The 17,818-nt window shown below is 69.1% G+C and carries 20 protein-coding genes and 2 tRNA genes; 14 read left to right on the top strand and 8 right to left on the bottom strand.

What is annotated here, in order from left to right:
* Nucleotide 1: 1 nt before the first annotated feature.
* The 13 genes from B043_RS0103480 (at nucleotide 2) to B043_RS0103420 (ending at nucleotide 10,450) form a co-directional block, all read left to right on the top strand.
* Nucleotides 2–391 (top strand): DUF302 domain-containing protein, encoded by a 390-nt coding sequence (locus B043_RS0103480; RefSeq protein WP_016328372.1) that lies wholly within the window; start codon nucleotides 2–4, stop codon nucleotides 389–391.
* 43 nt (nucleotides 392–434) lie between these two features.
* The gene (locus B043_RS0103475) at nucleotides 435–1,823 is read left to right on the top strand and encodes a multicopper oxidase family protein (protein WP_016328371.1); all 1,389 of its coding nucleotides are present in this window, start codon (nucleotides 435–437) and stop codon (nucleotides 1,821–1,823) included.
* 83 nt (nucleotides 1,824–1,906) lie between these two features.
* Complete coding sequence (locus tag B043_RS0103470; RefSeq protein WP_016328370.1) at nucleotides 1,907–3,964, top strand: heavy metal translocating P-type ATPase; 2,058 nt, start codon at nucleotides 1,907–1,909, stop codon at nucleotides 3,962–3,964.
* Between the two features lie 9 nt (nucleotides 3,965–3,973).
* Nucleotides 3,974–5,188, top strand: a complete 1,215-nt coding sequence (locus B043_RS0103465) for an aminotransferase class V-fold PLP-dependent enzyme (protein WP_016328369.1) — start codon at nucleotides 3,974–3,976, stop codon at nucleotides 5,186–5,188.
* 7 nt (nucleotides 5,189–5,195) lie between these two features.
* On the top strand, nucleotides 5,196–5,612 hold the full coding sequence (gene sufU, locus B043_RS0103460) for a Fe-S cluster assembly sulfur transfer protein SufU (protein WP_011173758.1): 417 nt from the start codon (nucleotides 5,196–5,198) through the stop codon (nucleotides 5,610–5,612).
* Nucleotides 5,609–5,812 (top strand): hypothetical protein, encoded by a 204-nt coding sequence (locus B043_RS0103455; RefSeq protein ID WP_016328367.1) that lies wholly within the window; start codon nucleotides 5,609–5,611, stop codon nucleotides 5,810–5,812. Before sufU ends, B043_RS0103455 begins: the two co-directional genes overlap by 4 nt.
* Nucleotides 5,812–6,522 carry an alpha/beta fold hydrolase gene (locus B043_RS0103450; RefSeq protein ID WP_016328366.1) on the top strand — a complete coding sequence of 237 codons (711 nt, stop codon included), beginning with the start codon at nucleotides 5,812–5,814 and terminating at the stop codon, nucleotides 6,520–6,522. The genes B043_RS0103455 and B043_RS0103450 overlap by 1 nt, the downstream gene beginning before the upstream one ends.
* Nucleotides 6,519–7,865 carry an FAD-binding oxidoreductase gene (locus B043_RS0103445; RefSeq protein WP_018460958.1) on the top strand — a complete coding sequence of 449 codons (1,347 nt, stop codon included), beginning with the start codon at nucleotides 6,519–6,521 and terminating at the stop codon, nucleotides 7,863–7,865. Before B043_RS0103450 ends, B043_RS0103445 begins: the two co-directional genes overlap by 4 nt.
* A 7-nt stretch (nucleotides 7,866–7,872) precedes the next feature.
* Nucleotides 7,873–8,988 (top strand): M20 family metallopeptidase, encoded by a 1,116-nt coding sequence (locus tag B043_RS0103440; protein ID WP_018460957.1) that lies wholly within the window; start codon nucleotides 7,873–7,875, stop codon nucleotides 8,986–8,988.
* Entirely contained in the window at nucleotides 8,985–9,452 is a 468-nt protein-coding gene (locus B043_RS0103435) for a YbaK/EbsC family protein (RefSeq protein ID WP_018460956.1), read from the top strand. Before B043_RS0103440 ends, B043_RS0103435 begins: the two co-directional genes overlap by 4 nt.
* Nucleotide 9,453: 1 nt before the next feature.
* Nucleotides 9,454–9,729, top strand: coding sequence for a hypothetical protein (locus B043_RS0103430; protein WP_016328362.1), 276 nt, complete (start codon nucleotides 9,454–9,456; stop codon nucleotides 9,727–9,729).
* 34 nt (nucleotides 9,730–9,763) lie between these two features.
* Complete coding sequence (locus tag B043_RS0103425; RefSeq protein WP_018460955.1) at nucleotides 9,764–10,048, top strand: hypothetical protein; 285 nt, start codon at nucleotides 9,764–9,766, stop codon at nucleotides 10,046–10,048.
* Between the two features lie 3 nt (nucleotides 10,049–10,051).
* The gene (locus tag B043_RS0103420; protein WP_016328359.1) at nucleotides 10,052–10,450 is read left to right on the top strand and encodes a hypothetical protein; all 399 of its coding nucleotides are present in this window, start codon (nucleotides 10,052–10,054) and stop codon (nucleotides 10,448–10,450) included.
* A gap of 62 nt (nucleotides 10,451–10,512) precedes the next feature.
* Here the strand turns inward: B043_RS0103420 and B043_RS0103415 are convergent, their stop codons facing one another.
* Nucleotides 10,513–11,871: an alanine/glycine:cation symporter family protein gene (locus B043_RS0103415; RefSeq protein ID WP_018460954.1), complete on the bottom strand. Its 1,359-nt coding sequence runs from the start codon at nucleotides 11,869–11,871 to the stop codon at nucleotides 10,513–10,515.
* Nucleotides 11,872–11,873: 2 nt separating this feature from the next.
* Entirely contained in the window at nucleotides 11,874–12,677 is an 804-nt protein-coding gene (locus tag B043_RS0103410; RefSeq protein ID WP_018460953.1) for a DUF4388 domain-containing protein, read from the bottom strand.
* Nucleotides 12,678–12,794: 117 nt separating this feature from the next.
* On the opposite strand from B043_RS0103410, the gene B043_RS0103405 reads away from it, so the two are divergent.
* Complete coding sequence (locus B043_RS0103405) at nucleotides 12,795–13,541, top strand: ZIP family metal transporter (protein WP_018460952.1); 747 nt, start codon at nucleotides 12,795–12,797, stop codon at nucleotides 13,539–13,541.
* On the opposite strand, the gene B043_RS13290 is transcribed toward B043_RS0103405, so the two are convergent.
* From B043_RS13290 to B043_RS0103375, 6 genes are all read right to left on the bottom strand, one after another.
* The gene (locus tag B043_RS13290; protein WP_018460951.1) at nucleotides 13,528–14,199 is read right to left on the bottom strand and encodes a DNA/RNA nuclease SfsA; all 672 of its coding nucleotides are present in this window, start codon (nucleotides 14,197–14,199) and stop codon (nucleotides 13,528–13,530) included. The genes B043_RS0103405 and B043_RS13290 overlap by 14 nt on opposite strands.
* A gap of 34 nt (nucleotides 14,200–14,233) precedes the next feature.
* Nucleotides 14,234–14,326: transfer RNA gene (locus tag B043_RS0103395), tRNA-Ser, on the bottom strand.
* 7 nt (nucleotides 14,327–14,333) lie between these two features.
* Nucleotides 14,334–14,424 (bottom strand) — tRNA-Ser (locus tag B043_RS0103390).
* A 44-nt stretch (nucleotides 14,425–14,468) separates the two neighbouring features.
* Nucleotides 14,469–15,356 (bottom strand): alpha/beta hydrolase family protein, encoded by an 888-nt coding sequence (locus B043_RS0103385; RefSeq protein WP_018460950.1) that lies wholly within the window; start codon nucleotides 15,354–15,356, stop codon nucleotides 14,469–14,471.
* The gene (locus B043_RS0103380) at nucleotides 15,353–16,369 is read right to left on the bottom strand and encodes an acyltransferase family protein (RefSeq protein WP_018460949.1); all 1,017 of its coding nucleotides are present in this window, start codon (nucleotides 16,367–16,369) and stop codon (nucleotides 15,353–15,355) included. The genes B043_RS0103385 and B043_RS0103380 overlap by 4 nt, the downstream gene beginning before the upstream one ends.
* Nucleotides 16,370–16,383: 14 nt before the next feature.
* Complete coding sequence (locus tag B043_RS0103375; RefSeq protein ID WP_018460948.1) at nucleotides 16,384–17,796, bottom strand: SWIM zinc finger family protein; 1,413 nt, start codon at nucleotides 17,794–17,796, stop codon at nucleotides 16,384–16,386.
* Nucleotides 17,797–17,818: the final 22 nt, after the last annotated feature.

Genomic DNA, 17,818 nt, shown 5'->3' with positions numbered 1-17,818 from the left:
CATGACCGGGATGCGCAAGACCCTAAAGGCCACCCTTTCCGAGGCCCGCGCCCAGGTGGAGGCCGCCCTCAAGGAGGAGGGCTTCGGGATCCTGACCGAGATTGACGTGGCCGCCACCCTAAAGGCCAGGCTCGGCCTGGAAAGGCCCCCCTACCTGATCCTCGGAGCCTGCAACCCCCACCTGGCGGCGCGGGCCCTGGAGGCCCTTCCGGAGATCGGCCTCCTCCTCCCCTGCAACGTGGTGCTCCGGGAGGCCGAGGAGGGGGTGGAGGTCCTAATCCAGGACCCCAAGGAGATGTTCCGGGTCCTCCCCGAGGCCACCCAAAGGGCCCTCGCCCCCGTGGCCGAAGAAGCCCGCACCAGGCTCTCCCGGGCCCTGGCCCGGCTTTAGGGGCTTTACGCGCCCTTAACACTTCCCCTCTAGCCTAAAGAGCATGCTGGCGCGCAGGAGCTTTCTCCAAGCGGCGGCGGGCAGTCTGGTCCTGGGCCTGGCCCGGGCCCAAGGCCCTTCCTTCCCCGAGCCCAAGGTGGTGCGGAGCCAGGGCGGCCTCCTCTCCCTGAAGCTTTCTGCCACCCCCACCCCGCTTGCCCTGGCGGGGCAAAGGGCCACCCTCCTCACCTACGGGGGGAGCTTTCCCGGGCCCACCCTCCGGGTCCGCCCCAGGGACACGGTGCGCCTCACCCTGGAAAACCGCCTTCCCGAGCCCACCAACCTCCACTGGCACGGCCTGCCCATCTCCCCTAAGGTGGACGACCCCTTCCTGGAGATCCCCCCGGGGGAGAGCTGGACCTACGAGTTCGCTGTTCCCAAGGAGCTGGCAGGTACCTTCTGGTACCACCCCCACCTGCACGGCCGGGTAGCCCCCCAGCTCTTTGCCGGCCTCCTGGGAGCCCTCGTGGTGGAAAGCTCCCTGGACGCCATCCCCGAGCTCAGGGAGGCGGAGGAGCACCTCCTCGTCCTGAAGGACCTGGCCCTCCAGGGCGGGCGCCCGGCGCCGCACACCCCCATGGACTGGATGAACGGGAAGGAGGGCGACCTGGTCCTGGTGAACGGGGCCCTGCGGCCCACCCTGGTGGCCCAGAAGGCCACCCTGAGGCTTCGCCTCCTCAACGCCTCCAACGCCCGCTACTACCGCCTGGCCCTGCAGGACCACCCCCTTTACCTCATCGCCGCCGATGGGGGCTTCCTGGAAGAGCCCCTGGAGGTGTCCGAGCTCCTCCTGGCCCCAGGAGAGCGGGCCGAGGTCCTGGTGCGCTTGCGGAAAGAGGGCCGCTTCCTCCTCCAGGCCCTGCCCTACGACCGCGGGGCCATGGGCATGATGGACATGGGGGGCATGGCCCACGCCATGCCCCAAGGGCCAAGCCGGCCCGAAACCCTTCTTTACCTCATCGCCCCCAAGAACCCCAAGCCCTTACCCCTGCCCAAGGCCCTAAGCCCCTTCCCCACCCTGCCCGCCCCCGTGGTCACCCGCCGCCTGGTCCTCACCGAGGACATGATGGCCGCCCGCTTCTTCATCAACGGCCAGGTCTTTGACCACAGGCGGGTGGACCTGAAGGGGCAGGCCCAGACGGTGGAGGTCTGGGAGGTGGAAAACCAGGGGGACATGGACCACCCCTTCCACCTCCACGTCCACCCCTTCCAGGTCCTCTCCGTGGGCGGGAGGCCTTTCCCCTACCGGGCCTGGAAGGATGTGGTCAACCTGAAGGCGGGCGAGGTGGCCAGGCTTCTGGTTCCCTTGAGGGAAAAGGGCCGGACCGTTTTTCACTGCCACATCGTGGAGCACGAGGACCGGGGGATGATGGGAGTCCTCGAGGTGGGTTAGGGCTTCCTTCCCGGCACGAGGCCGGACCTTCCACCCCCCCCTCCTGGGGAAGGGTATATGCTTGGAAATAAGGAGGCGCTCGGATGAAGCACGAGAACCCTCACCACAAGCACTCCCACCCCCATTCCGAACCCCAGCACGCGCACCCCTCTGGGGGGCACGCTGCCCACACGGGCCACGACAAGCACGCCGGGCACACCCCGGAGATGTTCCGGGACCGCTTTTTCGTAAGCCTCCTCCTCACCCTCCCCATCCTCTACTTCTCCGAACACCTCCAAGATTGGTTCGGCTACCGGGCAGCCCAGTTCCCGGGAAGCGCCTGGGTGAACCCCGTCTTGGGGACGATCCTCTACTTCTACGGCGGCCTGGTCTTCCTAAAGGGGGCGCTTCGCGAGCTTCGGGCGCGCACCCCCGGGATGATGACCCTCATCGCCCTGGGGATCACCGCGGCCTACGGCTACAGCCTGGCCGTCTCCTTGGGCCTTCCGGGAAAGCCCTTTTACTGGGAGCTGGCCACGCTCATTGACGTGATGCTCCTCGGGCACTGGCTGGAGATGGCCTCGGTGCAGGCAGCAAGCCGGGCCCTGGAGGAACTCTCCAAGCTCATGCCCACCACCGCCCACCGGATCTTGGGCGACCGCATAGAAGACATACCCGTCTCCGCCCTCAAAGAGGGGGACCTGATCCTTATCCGCCCCGGGGAGCAGGTGCCGGCGGACGGGGTGGTGGTGGAGGGCGCTTCCACGATGAACGAGGCCTTCCTCACCGGGGAGTCCCGGCCCGTGCCCAAAGAACCGGGAGACGAGGTGATAGCCGGGGCGGTGAACGGGGAGGGCGCCCTCAAGGTCCGGGTCACCCGCACCGGGGAGGCCACCACCCTAAGCCAGATCCTGCGACTGGTACAGGAAGCCCAAGCCTCCCGGAGCCGCTTCCAGGCCCTGGCAGACCGGGTTGCGGGGTGGCTCTTCTACATCGCCCTTACCCTCGGCACCCTCACCTTCCTCGTCTGGCTCGCCCTGGGACGGGACTTCAACTTCGCCCTCTCCCTGGCAGTAACCGTGGTGGTCATCGCCTGCCCCCACGCCCTAGGCCTCGCCATCCCCCTGGTCATGGTGAACGCCACGGCCCTGGCTGCCCGGCACGGCATCCTGGTCCGGAACCGGGAAGCCTTTGAACGCGCCCGGGAGATCCGCTTCGTGGCCTTGGACAAGACCGGGACCCTCACCGAGGGGCGCTTCGCCGTTCGGGCAATATACGCTGAGGAGTTTTCCGAGGAAGAGGTGCTTTCCCTAGCTGCGGCCCTCGAGGCCCTCTCGGAACACCCCTTGGCCCAGGCCATCGTGGAAGCGGCGGAAGGCAAGGGGCTTCCCCGCCCTGAGGTCCGGGACTTCCAGGCGGTCCCCGGCAAAGGCGTGGAGGGCACCCTCGAGGGTAAACGCTACCGGGTGGGCCGGCCCGAGTGGGCGGAGGAGCTTGGGCTAAGGGTGTCCGAAGCCCTAAAGCGAGGCCTCCGGGAGGCCGAAGGCCGGGGGGAAAGCGCCGTTGCCCTCATGGACGAGGAGCGGGTTTTGGCCTACTTCGCTTTGGCCGACCGCATCCGTCCCTCCGCCAAGGAAGCCGTCCAACGGCTGAAGGCCATGGGCCTCACCCCCGTGATGATCACGGGGGACGCCGAGGCCGTGGCCAAAACCGTGGCCCAGGAGCTGGGAATTGAGCGGTACCACGCCCGGGTCCTACCCCAGGACAAAGCCCGGATCGTACGCGAGCTCAAGACCCAAGGCCCCACCGCCTTCGTCGGCGACGGCATTAACGACGCCCCCGCTCTCCTCGAGGCCGACCTGGGCATCGCCATCGGGGCGGGGACCAACGTGGCCATAGAGGCGGCGGATCTCGTTCTGGTGGAAAGCGACCCCCTGGACGTGGTCCGCGCCCTCCTCCTCGCCCGGGCCACCTACGCCAAGATGGTGCAGAACCTCTTCTGGGCCACGGGCTACAACGCCATCGCCCTGCCCCTGGCCGCCGGGGTGGCCTACCCCTTGGGGATCGTCCTTTCTCCGGCGGTGGGAGCGCTTTTTATGAGCCTCTCCACGGTGATCGTGGCCCTAAACGCCACGCTCCTCAGACGGGTGCGCCTAGACTAGACTGAGGGCATGGACCTAAGCACCTTAAGGGTGGACTTCCCCCTGATCGCTGGGCGGCCCGACTTCGTCTATCTGGACTCCGCCGCCACGAGCCAAAAGCCAAGGCGCGTCATTGAGTCCCTGAAGCGCTTCTACGAGACCCTGAACGCCAACGTCCACCGGGGGGCCTACCGGCTTTCCGCCGAGGCCACCGAGGCCTACGAGGAGGCCCGCAAAAGGCTTGCCCGCTTCCTGAACGCAAACCCCCAGGAGATCGTCTTTGTGCGCAACACTACCGAGGCCATGAACCTGGTGGCCTACGCCTGGGGTTTGAGAAACCTTAAGGAAGGGGACGAGGTCCTGGTCACGGAGATGGAGCACCATGCGGGCCTCGTCCCCTGGCACCTGGTGGCGGGCCTCACCGGGGCGAAGGTGAAGGCCATCCCCCTCACGGAGGAGGGAAGGCTGGACCTCTCCGCCCTGGACCGCCTCCTCACCGAGAGGACCAAGGTGGTTTCCCTGGTGCACATGTCCAACGTCCTCGGGACCATCAACCCGGTGGCGGAGATCGCCCGAAAAGCCAAGGAGGCGGGGGCCCTGGTGGTGGTGGACGGGGCCCAGTCCGCCCCCCACCTCCCCGTGGACGTGAAGGCCCTGGGGGCCGACTTCTTCGCCCTCTCCGGGCACAAGATGCTGGGGCCCACGGGGGCTGGGGTCCTTTGGGGGCGGTACGAGGTCCTGGAGGGGATGATGCCCTTTTTGGGGGGCGGGGAGATGATCCTCGAGGTCCACGTGGACCGCTCCACCTACGCCCCCCCGCCCCAGCGCTTTGAGGCGGGCACCCCCCCCATCGCCGAGGCCATCGCCCTGGGGGAGGCCGCCTGCTACCTCATGGAGGTGGGGATGGAAAAGGTCTTCGCCCACGACCGGGCCCTTCTGGAGTACGCCCTAAAACGCCTGGAAGAGGTGCCGCGCCTCCGGGTCTACGGGCCTAGGGGCGAGGACCGGGGCGGGGTCATCCCCTTCACCTTAGGCCGCCTCCACGCCCACGACCTCGCCACCTTCCTGGACCAGGAGGGGATCGCCGTGAGGGCGGGCCACCACTGCGCCCAGCCCCTCCACCGGAAGCTCGGCCTTGCGGCCACGGCCCGGGCGAGCTTCTACCTCTACAACACGAAGGAAGAGGTGGACCGCTTCGTGGAAGCCCTTCTAAGGATAGAGGCCAAGTACCGGGCCTGGCTATAATGGACCAATGAGCGTCCTTGACGAGCTTTACCGGGAAATCCTCCTGGACCACTACCAGAGCCCCAGGAACTTCGGGGTCCTGCCCCAGGCCACCAGGCAGGCCGGGGGGATGAACCCCTCCTGCGGGGACCAGGTGGAGGTGATGGTGCTCCTGGAAGGGGACACCATCGCCGACATCCGCTTCCAGGGCCAGGGGTGCGCCATCAGCACGGCGAGCGCCTCCCTCATGACCGAGGCGGTGAAGGGCAAAAAGGTGGCGGAGGCCCTGGAGCTTTCCCGCAAGTTCCAGGCCATGGTGGTGGAGGGCGCCCCCCCGGACCCCACCTTGGGCGACCTCCTCGCCCTCCAGGGGGTGGCCAAGCTCCCCGCCCGGGTGAAGTGCGCCACCCTGGCCTGGCACGCCCTGGAGGAGGCCCTAAGGTGAAGCGCTACCCGGCCCACAAGGTGACCCCCCTCCTGGTGGCGCACCCCGACCTCATGGAGGCCTGGAAGGAGGCGGCCCAGGAGGGCAGGATCCGGGCCAAGACCCTGGGGCGGGAGAACGTGGTCATCGTGGAGGACCCCGCCCTCATCGCCCGGCTTAGGGCCCTGGGGCTGGAGGGCGAACCCACGGAGGGGAACTGATGCGCGGGCTGGTATTCCTCCACGCCTTCCCCTACGGCCCCCGGATGTGGGAGGGGGAGGCGGCCTATTTCCGCGGGCGGCTTCCCGTCCTCGCCCCGGACTACCTGGGGCTTTCCCTGAGGGAGGCCGCGGAAAAGGTCCTAAGGGAGATGGACGAGGGGGGCCTCGAGGAGGCGGTCTTCGTGGGGCTTTCCATGGGGGGCTACCTCATCTTTGAGCTCTGGCGGCGGGCGAGGGAGCGCTTTTTGGGCTTCGTCCTCGCGGACACCCGCGCAGGAGGGGACACGGAGGAGGGGAAGAAAAACCGCTACGCCCTAAGGGAGCGGGTCCTTAGAGAGGGGGTGGGCTTCCTCCCCGAGGCCCTCCTCCCCACCCACCTGGGGGCCACCACCTTGCGGGAAAAGCCCGGGGTGGTGGAAAAGGCCAAGGCCCTCATCCTGGAGGCGAGGCCGGAGGCGGTGGCGGCAAGCCTCCTGGCCCTGGCGGAGCGCCCCGACTCCACCCCCCTCCTCCCCGAGATGGGCCGGCCGGCCTTGGTCCTGGTGGGGGAGGAGGACGCCCTCACCCCCCCGGAGGAGGCCAAGCGCCTGGCCAAAGCCCTCCCCGAGGCCCGGGCCCTCATCCTCCCCGAGGCGGGGCACCTCTCCAACCTGGAAAACCCCAAGGCCTTCCGCACCGCCCTCCTCGGGTTTCTGGCCGAGATCCTATGAGTCTGGAGGAACTCCAAGGGCTTCTCCCCGGCAAGGTGGACCTCTCGGAGAGCGAGCGGGCCCGCCACGGGAAGGACGAGGGCTACCCTGAAGCCCGCCCCGTCCTGGCGGTGGTCTACCCCGAGGGGGTGGAGGACATCCAAAAGGCCCTGGACTGGGCGCGAAAGGTGGGGGTGGCGGTCATCCCCTACGGGGCGGGGACCAGCCTCGAGGGCCACCTCTACCCCGTGCGGGAGGCCATCAGCCTGGACCTCTCCCGCATGGACCGGATCCTGGAGGTCCACCCGGAAGACTTCTACTGCGTGGTGGAGCCGGGCCTCACCCGCAAGCGCCTGAACGAGGCCTTAAAGGGCACGGGGCTCTTCTTCCCCGTGGACCCGGGGGCGGACGCCTCCCTTGGGGGCATGGCGGCCACGAACGCGAGCGGCACCACCACGGTGCGCTACGGGGGGATGCGGCAAAACGTCCTCGCCCTCCAGGTGGTCCTGGCGAACGGGGAGGTCTTAGAGCTCGGCCGGCCGGTGCGGAAGACCAGCGCGGGCTACGACCTGAAAGACCTCTTCATCGGCTCGGAAGGCACCCTGGGGATCATCACCCGCCTCACCCTGAAGCTCCACCCCCTCCCAGCCCACGTCCTCACCCTTAGGGCCTTCTTCCCCGGGGTGGAGGAGGCGGTAAGGGCGAGCCTCGGGGTCATGGCCCTAGGGGGCGGCGTGGCCCGGCTGGAACTGTTGGACGAGCTCGCCCTGAAGGCCCTGAACCGCCACCTGGGGGCGGGCTTCCCCGAGCGGCCCGCCCTTTTCCTGGAGTTCCATAGCCCCACCAGGGAGGCCCTGGAGGCCGAAGGGGCCCTGGCGGAGGAGGTCCTAAGGGAGGCCGGGGCCTTCGCCCTGGAAACGGCCCGGACGGAGGAGGAGCGGAGGGCCCAGTGGGAGGCCCGCCACCAGGCCTACTGGGCCCTGGTGCACCTCTTCCCCGGGCACCGCTTCATGATCACCGACGTGGCCGTGCCCCTCTCCCGCCTGCCCGAGGCGGTGCGCTTCGCCCAGAGGCTTCTTTCGGAGCTTGGCCTCACGGGGAACATCCTGGGCCACGTGGGGGACGGGAACTTCCACACCCTCGTCCCCGTCCTCCCCGAGGACTACCCCCGGGCGGAGGCCTTTGCGGAACGCCTGGTGGAAAAGGCCCTGGCCCTGGGGGGCACCTGCACCGCGGAGCACGGGGTGGGCCTGAGGAAACGGAAATACCTGGGAAAGGAGCACGGGCCCGCCCTGGAGTGGATGCGGAGGCTCAAGGCCCTCCTGGACCCGGAGGGACTTTTGAACCCCGGAAAGGTGGTGTAATAGGGGCATGGAAAGCCTAGCCTGGATGGAACAAAAGCTTCCCCAACTCCTCAAGGACCTCGAGGCCTTCGTCCGCCGGGAGTCCCCCTCGGGGGACCTGGAGGGGCTTAAGGGGGCCGCAGGCTTCCTGGAGGAGGCCTTCCGTCCCCTGGAGGGCACCCTCGCCCGCAAGGACACCCCCTCGGGGCCCATCCTCCTCCTCCGGCGGGGGGAAGGGGACAGGCCCGTCCTGGTCCTCACCCACTACGACACCGTCCACCCCAAGGGGAGCTTTCCCGAGCCCTTCCGGATAGAGCGGGAAAAGGCCATCGGCCCCGGGGTCTACGACATGAAGGGGGGGATCATCGCCCTCCTCTACGCCCTGCGCTACGCGGAGGAAAAGGGCCTTCCCCTGCCTCCTCTGGAGGTCCTCTTCACCCCAGACGAGGAGACGGGCTCGCGGGAAAGCCGCCCCCTCATCGAGGCCGCGGCCAAAAAGGCCCGGGCCGCCCTGGTGCTGGAGCCTCCCACCGCGGAAGGGGACCTCAAGGTGGCCCGGAAAGGGGTGGGGCTTTACCGGCTAAGGGCCCTGGGCAAGGCGGCCCACCAGGGGGTGGAGCCGGAAAAGGGGGTGAACGCCATCCTGGAGCTCGCCCACCAGATCCCCAAGGTGGCGGCCCTGGAGGACCGGGAAAGGGGCACCACCTTAGGCCCGAACCGCATCGGAGGGGGCACGGCCACCAACGTGGTGGCGGAGGAGGCCTGGGTGGACATAGACCTCAGGGCCTGGACCCTGGAGGAGGTGGAGCGGGTGGAACGGGGCCTAAAGGCCCTTTCCCCCGTCCTCCCTGGGGCCCGGCTGGAGCTCACCGGGGGCCTCAACCGCCCCCCCATGGAGCCCACCCCGGAAAGCCTGGCCCTCTTTGAGAAGGCGAAGGCCATCGGGGAGGCCCTGGGCCTGAGGCTCGGCCCGGGCCGGGTGGGGGGCGGGTCCGACGGGAACTTCACCGCCCACCTGGGGGTCCCCACCCTGGACGGGCTTGGGCTTTTCGGGGGGGACGCCCACCAGAGGACGGAGTACGTGGTGGTGCCGGAGATCCCCCGCCGGGCCGCCCTCCTCGCGGAACTCCTCCTAAGGCTATGACCCTCTCCCCTTCCGCCAAGAGGGTGCAGGCCATCCTGGAAGAACGGGGCTTTCCCCACCTAAAGGTGGTGGAGCTAGAGGCCTCCACCCGCACGGCCCAGGAGGCGGCAGAAGCCGTGGGGGCGGAGGTGGGGCAGATCGTGAAGAGCCTGGTCTTCGTGGGGGAGCGGGGGGCCTATCTCTTCCTGGTGAGCGGGAAGAACCGGCTGGACCCCAAGAAGGTGGCAAGGGCCCTGGGGGAAGCCCTGAGGCAGGCCACCCCCGAGGAGGTCAAGGCCCTCACCGGCTTCGCCATCGGGGGCGTGCCCCCCGTGGCCCCCCTCTCCGCCTTCTTGGACGAGGACCTCCTCGCCTACCCCCGCCTCTGGGCCGCGGGGGGGACCCCGAGGGCCCTCTTCGCCCTCACCCCAGAGGAGCTCCTACGGCTCACCGGGGCCAGGCCCCTGGACCTCAAGGAGGCCTAAGGTGTGGCCCTTCCGCCAAGACCCCCACCTGAAGCCCGACGGCCCCCTGGCCTTCCGGGTGCGGGTGCGGCTTAGGGGGGGCGAGGTGGTGGAGCTCAGGCTTTCCAAAAGCATGGAGATCGCCCCCACGGAAGGGGGGTACTACGTGCGCAAGGTGGTGGTGGGGCCCAAGAGCCTGGAGCGGGCGGTGCTGGAGATCTGGTTTGACCGCCGCTACCGGCCTGTGAGAAAGCAGGTGGAGGGCGGGGAGCTTATACCCTTGCGGGAGTGGGCTTAAGGGTATTCTGGACCGGAGCGTATATAATGGGGCCATGGAAAAGGTCTTCCTCCTCCTAGGCCTTCTCCTCATGGCCTATAACGTCCTCTACGGCCTGAAGCTCCGGCGGGCCATCCCCGGCGGGGTCATGGGGGAACGGGGCGGGCAGATGCTCTTTCTCATCTTCTTCTTCGCCCTGGCCTACCTGGTCGTCCTCCTCCTCACCTGGGGCGAGCCCCAAAGCCTCCTCCTCCTTCTCCTCTCCCTCATCCTCCTCCTGGGGGCGGTCTTCGTCTACCTCGTCCTAAGGCTCGTGGACGCCATCGTGGCCTCCCTTTAGCCCATGGTCTTCCGCCGCAACCCCAACCCACCCCCCCAGGACTGGCACCCCACCCCCGAGGAGTGGCGGGTCTACACCCTCTGCGACGGGCGCCGCACGGAGGAGGAGGTGGTGCGGGAAAGCGGCCTGGGGGAGGAGGCCTACCGCCTCCTGGCGGGGCTTTTGAAAAAGGGCCTGATCCTGCCCGTGGAAAGCCCCAAGGAGCTTTGCCAAAGGCTTTCAGATTTCCTAAAAGCCCGCCTGGGGGAAAGGGCCACCCCCTTTCTAAAGAGCCTTCAGGGGTGCGAAACCCGCGAGGCCCTGGAGGAGGTGGCCCTGAAGGTGGCGGTGCGCGTGAAGCTCACCCTGGACAAGAGGGCGGGGGAGGAGCTGGAGCGCATGGTGCGGGAGCTATTCCACTAACCACCTCACCCAAGCGTTGGGGTGGACCCCAGCAGGGGTTTTCTGCGCCCGGGGGCTTGGGCCTAGTCCCTGGGGGGAATCCAGGGCTCGCCCCGGAAGAAGCCCTGGACCAGCCGGGCCACCACCCCGCCCAAGAGGACCAGGCCGATGAGGTTGGGGATGGCCATGAGGCCGTTTAGGGTGTCGGAAACCGCCAGGAAGGCCTCGAGGCCCCCCAAGGGCCCCACGAAGGCCAAAACGGCGAAGGCCAGGCGGTAGGGCCAGCGGATCCCCTCCCCGAAGAGGTAGGCCGCGGCCTCCTCCCCGTAAAACCCCCAGGCCACCATGGTGCCCAAGGCGAAGACCGCCACGGTGAGGGCCAGGATGAGCCCCCCCAAGGGGTGGGCGGAAAAGAGGGCGCTTGCGGCCTCCGAGGCGCTTCCCCCCCTTTGCCAGAGGCCCGAGGCCAGGAAGGTGAGGGCGGTGAGGGAGGTGACCAGGAAGCTTACGAACATCTCCGTCACCCCCCAGAACCCCTGGCGCACGGGGTGGTCCACCTGAGCCTGGGCGTGGGCGATGGCCGCGGAGCCCAGGCCGGCCTCGTTGGCGAAGATCCCCCGGCCAAGCCCGGCGTTGAGGGCGGCAAGGAGGCTATACCCCGCCGCCCCCCCCAAGGCGGCCTCCGGGGTGAAGGCCGCCTGGAAGACCAGGGCCAAGGCCTCGGGGATCCTCCCCGCGTAGAGGACGAGCAGGGGCAAAAAGGCCGCGAGGAAGAAGATGAGCTTTAAGGGCACCACCACCTGGGCAAACCGGGCCACGCGCGCGATGCCCCCACCCAGGATCACTCCCACCAGAAGGGCCAGGCCCAGCCCCACCAGGGCCGGGGGAAGGCCCAAAGGGGCCAGGGCCCCCCCCACGGCCCCCGCCTGGGCCAGGTTGCCGATGCCGAAAGCGGCCACCGCGGCGAAGAGGGCGAAAAGGGCCCCCAGAAAGCGGAAGCGGGGCAGGCCCCGGGAAAGGTAGTACATGGGCCCGCCCGCCACCGAACCGTCGGCGTACCGACGGCGGTAGTGCACGGCCAAGGTCGCCTCGGCAAACTTGGAGCCTGTGCCGAAAAAGTAGCCCAGCCACATCCAGAAGACCGCCCCAGGCCCCCCCAAAAGGATCGCCGCCAACATGCCCAGGAGGTGGCCCGTGCCCACCGTGGCGGAGAGGGCCACCATGGTGGCCTGGAAGGGGGTGATCTGGCCGCCGAAGCCGTAGGTCCGCTCCCGGATGGCCCCCAGGGTCTCGCTGAAGGAAACCCGCATCATCCGAAGGGGGGCGGAGAACCAGCGGATGCGGAAGACCACCAGATAAGCCCCCACCAGGAGGAAGACCAGCTTCATGGGGAGGCCGTAGACGATGCGGTTCAGGTATTCGTTCAGGGTCAGGATGTCCATGGCTACACCTCCGGCACCACCTCTACCCTATCCCCCCGGCGGAGGCGCAGGCGCTTAAGGTCCTCCTCCAAAAGGCCAAGCCGCCCTGGGATGTTGGGCCTAGGGCGCACCTCCAGGACCTGGTCCGGGGACTTCAGCCTCAGGCGGAAACCGTGGCGGATGGCCCGGGCCCACTCCGCGTAAAGGGCCTCGTCCACGTAGACCGTGCCGCTCCCCGGGCCGTAGATGGGGAGGACCAGGAGGGCCACCGGGGGCAGGTCCACCTGGGGCACCGCCTCCAAAGCCCCCATCTGGAGGAGGGTGTGGAGGATGCGGGCCAGGCGCAAAGGGGCAGGCTGAAGGAGGACCTCCACCACCCGCTTCCCCTCCACCTGGGCCAGGACCCTAAGGGCCTCCCCGGGCAGGTCCTGCACCGTCCCCGACTGCGGGAGGCGCAGGCGGTAGCTCCAGTCCGAAGGAAGGGAAAGCCCCTCCCAGACCTTCCCCGCCTCCGCCAGCCGGGCGGGCACGGCCAGCCCCCCGAGCAGGGTGGTGCGGGGGGAGGCCACCTCCGGAAGGAAGCGGAAGGGGGCCCGCTTAAGCCCCACCAGGAGATCCAGGGCCTCCTCCCCCTCGAGGGCCCCCCCCTCCGGGGCGGCCACCCGGGCGTGGACCACCTGCCCCCCCTGGAGGTAGACCTCCCCCTCCAAAAAGGGCGCCTGGAGGAGAAGCCGCCCCGTACGCCCCGCGCTCATCAAGGCCCCCACCAAGGAGGCAAAGGGAAACTCCGCTAGGTTGCCCTCCAGAACCCCGCGCTCGCCAAGCATTCCCCCCTTTTTTACCACACCCCTCCCCGGGCGTCCAGGCTGGGAACCGACCCTTTTTACGGAAAGCCTGGGAAAAGCCATTTACAAGTGATAATCACTTGCACTAAGATAGGGGCCATGGACGCCCTTTCCGTATCCCCCTGGACGGTCTTCCTCTACGCCCTCCTCACCGCGGTGGCCACGGGGCTTGGGGCCCTGCCCTTCCTCTTCACCCGCGCCGTGGCCCAGGAGCACCTGGGCCTGGCCAACGCCGCCGCCGCGGGGCTTATGCTTTCCGCCAGCTTCGGCCTGGTCTACGAAGGGGTGGGGTACAGCCTGGGCCGCACCCTCCTGGGGGTGCTCCTGGGCTTGGGCTTTATCCTCCTGGCCCACCGCTACCTCCAGGGGCGGGAGGTGTCCTTTGGGGAGCTTTCGGGCCTGGATGCCCGCAAGGCCCTCATGGTGGTGGGCATCATGACCCTCCACTCCTTCGCGGAAGGGGTGGGGGTGGGGGTGTCCTTCGGTGGGGGGGAGGCCTTAGGGATCTTCATCACCCTGGCCATCGCCGTGCACAACATCCCCGAGGGCCTGGCCATCAGCCTGGTCCTGGTGCCCCGGGGGGTAAGCGTCCTCATGGCCGCCTTTTGGAGCGTCTTCTCCAGCCTGCCCCAGCCCCTCATGGCCGTTCCCGCCTTCCTCTTTGTGGAACTCTTCCGCCCCGCCCTGCCCGTGGGCCTGGGCTTCGCCGCGGGGGCCATGATCTGGATGGCCGTGGCCGAGATCCTCCCCGACGCCCTGAAGGAGGCCCGTGCGGAAGGGGTGGCCACGGTCCTCACCCTCTCCGTGGCCCTCATGGTGGCCTTCCAGGTGCTCATCGGAGGGTAGCCCAAGGGAGTTCCCCTTCCACCTCCAGGGCCTTTAGGGTGGGCCGCACCCGGTAGGCCAGGAGCCTGACCCCGCTTTGGCGGGCCTCCTCCGCCGCCTCCACCAGGGCTTGGTCCATGGGGTCCAGAGCGAAGGCCTGGGCCAAGGGGTGCTGGACGGTCCAGACGGCAAAGGCCCCATGGCCCTCCCGGGCTAAGGCGGCGAGAAGGCGCAGGTGCCGGGCCCCCCGGAGGGTGGGGGCGTCGGGGAAGAGGGCCAGCCCCCCCTCCACCCGGTTGCAGTTCTTGGCCTCCAGGAAGACCTCCTTCCCCCCAATGCGGGCGCGGAAGTCCAGCCGTTCCCCCCCTACGGGCACCTCCTTCCGAAGAGCCTCCAGGGGACCGAAGACCCCCTCCCTCAGAAGGAGCTCCAAGAGCTTGTTGGCCAGGGCCGCGTCCACCCCCACCAGGACCCCTTCCGCCTCCACCAGGACCAGGCGGCCTAGGGTCTTTTGGGTAGGCCGGGGGAGGTAATGGCAGGGGGCGCCGGGGCGGAGGAGCTCTGCCATCCGCCCGGAGTTGGGGAGGTGCAGAGGGCCCACGTCCGCCTCCACCAGGAAGCGGTTCCTCCGCCGGAGGAGGCGGCAGGGGCTTAAGGGGGGTAGGGGAAGCCGAAGCATATAGGGAAGGGCCCGGCCAAGGACCGGGCCCCTTTGGCGGAGAGGGCGGGATTCGAACCCGCGGCACCGGTTTTCCCGGTGCAACACCTTAGCAGGGTGCCGCCTTAGACCACTCGGCCACCTCTCCAAGCCGCTGGCGGAGGGTGAGGGATTCGAACCCCCGGTGGGCTCGAGGCCCACAGCGGTTTTCAAGACCGCCGCCTTCAACCGCTCGGCCAACCCTCCAGGACTGGCCGCACCCTACACTATGCCCAAAGGGCCCCGGGGTGTCAAGGGCGCAGCCAATAGAGGAGGAACCGCTCCGCCTGGGCCTCCATGGCGGGGATGACCGCGTGGTGCAGGTCGGGGAAGAGGATGAGGTGGTCTTCTCCCAAAGGGCCAAACCCCGTGGGTCTCAGGCAGGCCCGGCCCTTGGTGAGGGGGCCGGTCCAGGGGGCCCCCTCCCGGGTGAGGGCCACCTGGTGGACGCGCCGCCCCGTGGCCTCCCGGAGGTCCCTGAGGCGGCAGGCCTGGGTGGGGGGGATCAGGGGGTCGTTCCCCGACTGGAGGACAAGGAGGGGGGCCCGCAGGCGGGCCGCGTGGGGCAGGGGGCTTTGGCGGGCGAGGTCCTCCCCAAAGACCTCCCGCCAGCGGGCGAGGGCCTCGGACCGGGTCCTTTCCAGGATCCGGGCCTGCTCCTCAAAGTCCACCGGCCCGATGGCGAAGACCACCCCCGAGCTTCCCCCCTCCAGGGCCGCGGCCTTCAGGGCCACGCAGGCCCCCAGGGAGTAGCCCAGGTAGGCGTGCCGGCGCACCCCCAGCCGGGGGAGGAAGCGGGCCAGGTGGGCCAGGTCCTCCCCTTCCTCCAAACAACCCGTGATCCGCCCTCCGCTCCCGCCCCGGCCCCGGAGGTGGGGGACCACCCCCAGGAAGCCCCGCTCGGCCCAGGCCCGGCAGCGCTCGGCCATGGTGGGGTTGGGGGGGCCGAACCCCCCGGGCACCAGCAGGACGGCCCCCCTAGGGGCTCCCCGGGGGCGGCAGAGCTCGGCGAAAAGCCCCACCCCTTGCCGAAGGTAGGCCACCCCGCCGGCCTCGAGGCGGAAACCCCCCTCTTGGACCTGGCGGAGGGCCCAAAGGAGCACCCCCAAAAGGAAAACCCCGACAAGGACCCCCTTCATCGCCCAAAGAGGAGGGGCGAAAGTCGGGCCCGAACCAGGAGATGAGCAAGGAGGAGAGGGAGGAAGAGGGCCAGAACCAGGTAGATGAGGAAGGCCGGCTTAAGCCCAAGAGGCTCGGGAAAGGTGGGATCCCGCTCCAAAAGGCGGATGACCATGGGATGGAGAAGGTAAATCTGCAGGGAATACCGGCCCAGGAAGGCCAAGGGGGCCCGGAGGGGCCCTCCGGCCAGGCGGTGGGCCAGGAAGAGGAGGAGGAAGGCCACGGCCGTGGTGTAGAGCCAGTGGAAGGCCTGGTAGTGGAAGGTGTTCACCGGGCGCCCCTGGAAGGCCTCCAGGGCCAGGGGGAGATAGCCCCCAAGCCCCACCAGGGCCAAGAGGAGGGCCATAGGCCAGAAGCGGAGGAGGCGGGGGAGGTCCTCTATGCGGCTCGCCACGTACAAGCCCAAGGCCACCGCGGGGACGTACCAAAGGAGGGTGCTGGCCGGGTAGGGCAGGCGGTACAGGTAGCGGTTGGCGAAGTAGACCAGCAGGGTGAGGCCCACCCCGAAGAGGAGGAACCAGGCCCCGTGGGGCCTCCGCCGCACCAGGGGGGCCAGGAGGGGCAGGACCAGGGCTAGCTCCAGGGCCACCAGCAGGAAGTAGAGGTGGTAGTAGGCCTTGCCCCAGAGGAGCTGGTGGGGGATCCGTTCCGGCTGGAAGGCCCCGTGGTCCAGAAAGCGGAAGAGGAGGTACACCCCGCTCCAAAGGAGGTAGGGCCAAAGAAGCCTCAGGACGCGGTTCTGGAAGTAGCGGCCCAGGGCCATCCCCCGCCCCAGGGCCACCCCCAGGACCACCGTGGTCATGAAGAGGAAAGCGGGGACGGCAAAGTGCAGGGTGCGGTTCAGGGCCAGGATCCCAAGCCACAAGGGGGTTTCCGGGGGGACCTCCCGTAGGAAACGCCCTAGGAGGTGGTGGAGGACCACCTCCAGGATGGCCAGCCCCCGGAAGACCTCCACCCAGGGGAAGCGTTCCACCCCCCCATTCTCCCCTAGGAAGATGAGAGGGGGGCGAGCTCCTCCCAAAGGGCCCGCCGCCTGGGGTAGAGGGCCTTTAAGTCCCGCAAGAAGCCCTCCACCCGCTTCCCGTCCAGGGTCTTGGCCCGCCCTAAGAGGCGGGCGGCCTCCCGGTAGCGGGCCCTTCCGCCCTTCTCTATGAGGCCTCGAGCCGCTTCCAGGTAGAGCCTCGAGGCCTCCCCCGGAAGCCGCTCCTCCAAGGCCTCGGCCAGGGCGGGGTAGGCCTCTGGGGGGGCGCGCTGGAGGAGGCGGTCTAGGGCCTTCCAGTCCTCCTCCAGGAGGTGGATCCGGGCGAGAAGGGCGGGGTCCTTCACGGCCTTGAGGAGGCTGGGCCTCTCCTCCCTGAAGCGGGGGCCGAGAAGGGCCTTGAGGGCGGCGTAGTCCGAAAGGTTCGGGCGCAGGTGGAAGCGGCGGAGGAGGTCCTCGGGGAGGCCCCTTTGGCTTGCTAGGAGGTCCGCCAGGGGGAAAAGCCGGGGGTCCTTGCCGAACCAGTTCAGGGCCTCCTCCGCGTAGAAGAGAGCCTCTTCCTTCCGCCCCAGGGCGAGGAGGCGGTCCACCAGGGCCAGGTAGTCCTCAGGGGCCTCGAGGCGGGCCTTCATGAGCGCCAGGGCCTCTTCCTCCCGCCCCAGGGCGAAGAGGAGCTCCCGCCTCAGGGCCTCCTTCAAGGGGTCCCTCCCCTCCAGGAGGGGCAGGGCCTCCTCGGGGCGGGCCTTGGCCATCTCCAGGAAGCCCCGGACCAGCTCGGGCAGGGGGTGGCGGAGGAGGAGGGCGAGGAGGGGCTTTAGGGGGCCTTTGAGCTCCCCGTAGCGGGCGAGGAGGGGGCCCAGGTAGGGGCCGGGGTCCTTGGGGGCCTGGAGCAGGGCCTCCAGGAGCTTAAGGAGGGGTTCCGGCCGCTCCACCTTGGGAAGCCGCAGGAGGAGGGCCTCCAGGGCCTCCTCGGGCCAAAGCCCCAGGCGGAAGGCGGCCTTGAGCTCCCGAACCTCCTCTTCCAGGGCCCTTTCCGGGAAGAGGGCCTCCAGGAGAAGCCCCCCCACCCGGGGCAGGGCGGCAAGGGCCAGGAGGAGGGCCTTGGCCTCCTCGGGGGAGAGGGCCTCCAGGGCCTCCTTGAGGTCCCTTCCCCCCCGTTCCAGGTAGGCGTAGAGGAGGGCCGCCGCGTGCTTGCAGGGAAAGCCCGGGTAGGGGCAGGTGCACCCCCCCGAAAGCCCCGGGCCCACCTCCACCCGGTAAGGGACCCCCTCCGAGCCCAGCACCTCCCCAAGAAGCCTTTCCCCCAGCCGGTAGACCCTCAGGACCCGCCCCTCGCGGGCGTAGGCCAGGCCCCGCCTCAGGACCTCCTCGGGGAAGAAGGGGGCGAAGTCCTCCTCCTTTTCCGGGGGAAAGGGCTTCACGAAGCTTAGTGTAGCGCGCTAC

This window comes from Thermus oshimai DSM 12092, from assembly GCF_000373145.1.
Taxonomy (GTDB): Bacteria; Deinococcota; Deinococci; order Deinococcales; family Thermaceae; genus Thermus; species Thermus oshimai.
The sequence above is the reverse complement of the archived record's forward strand: the minus strand, read 5'-3'. Positions and strand labels throughout refer to the sequence as shown.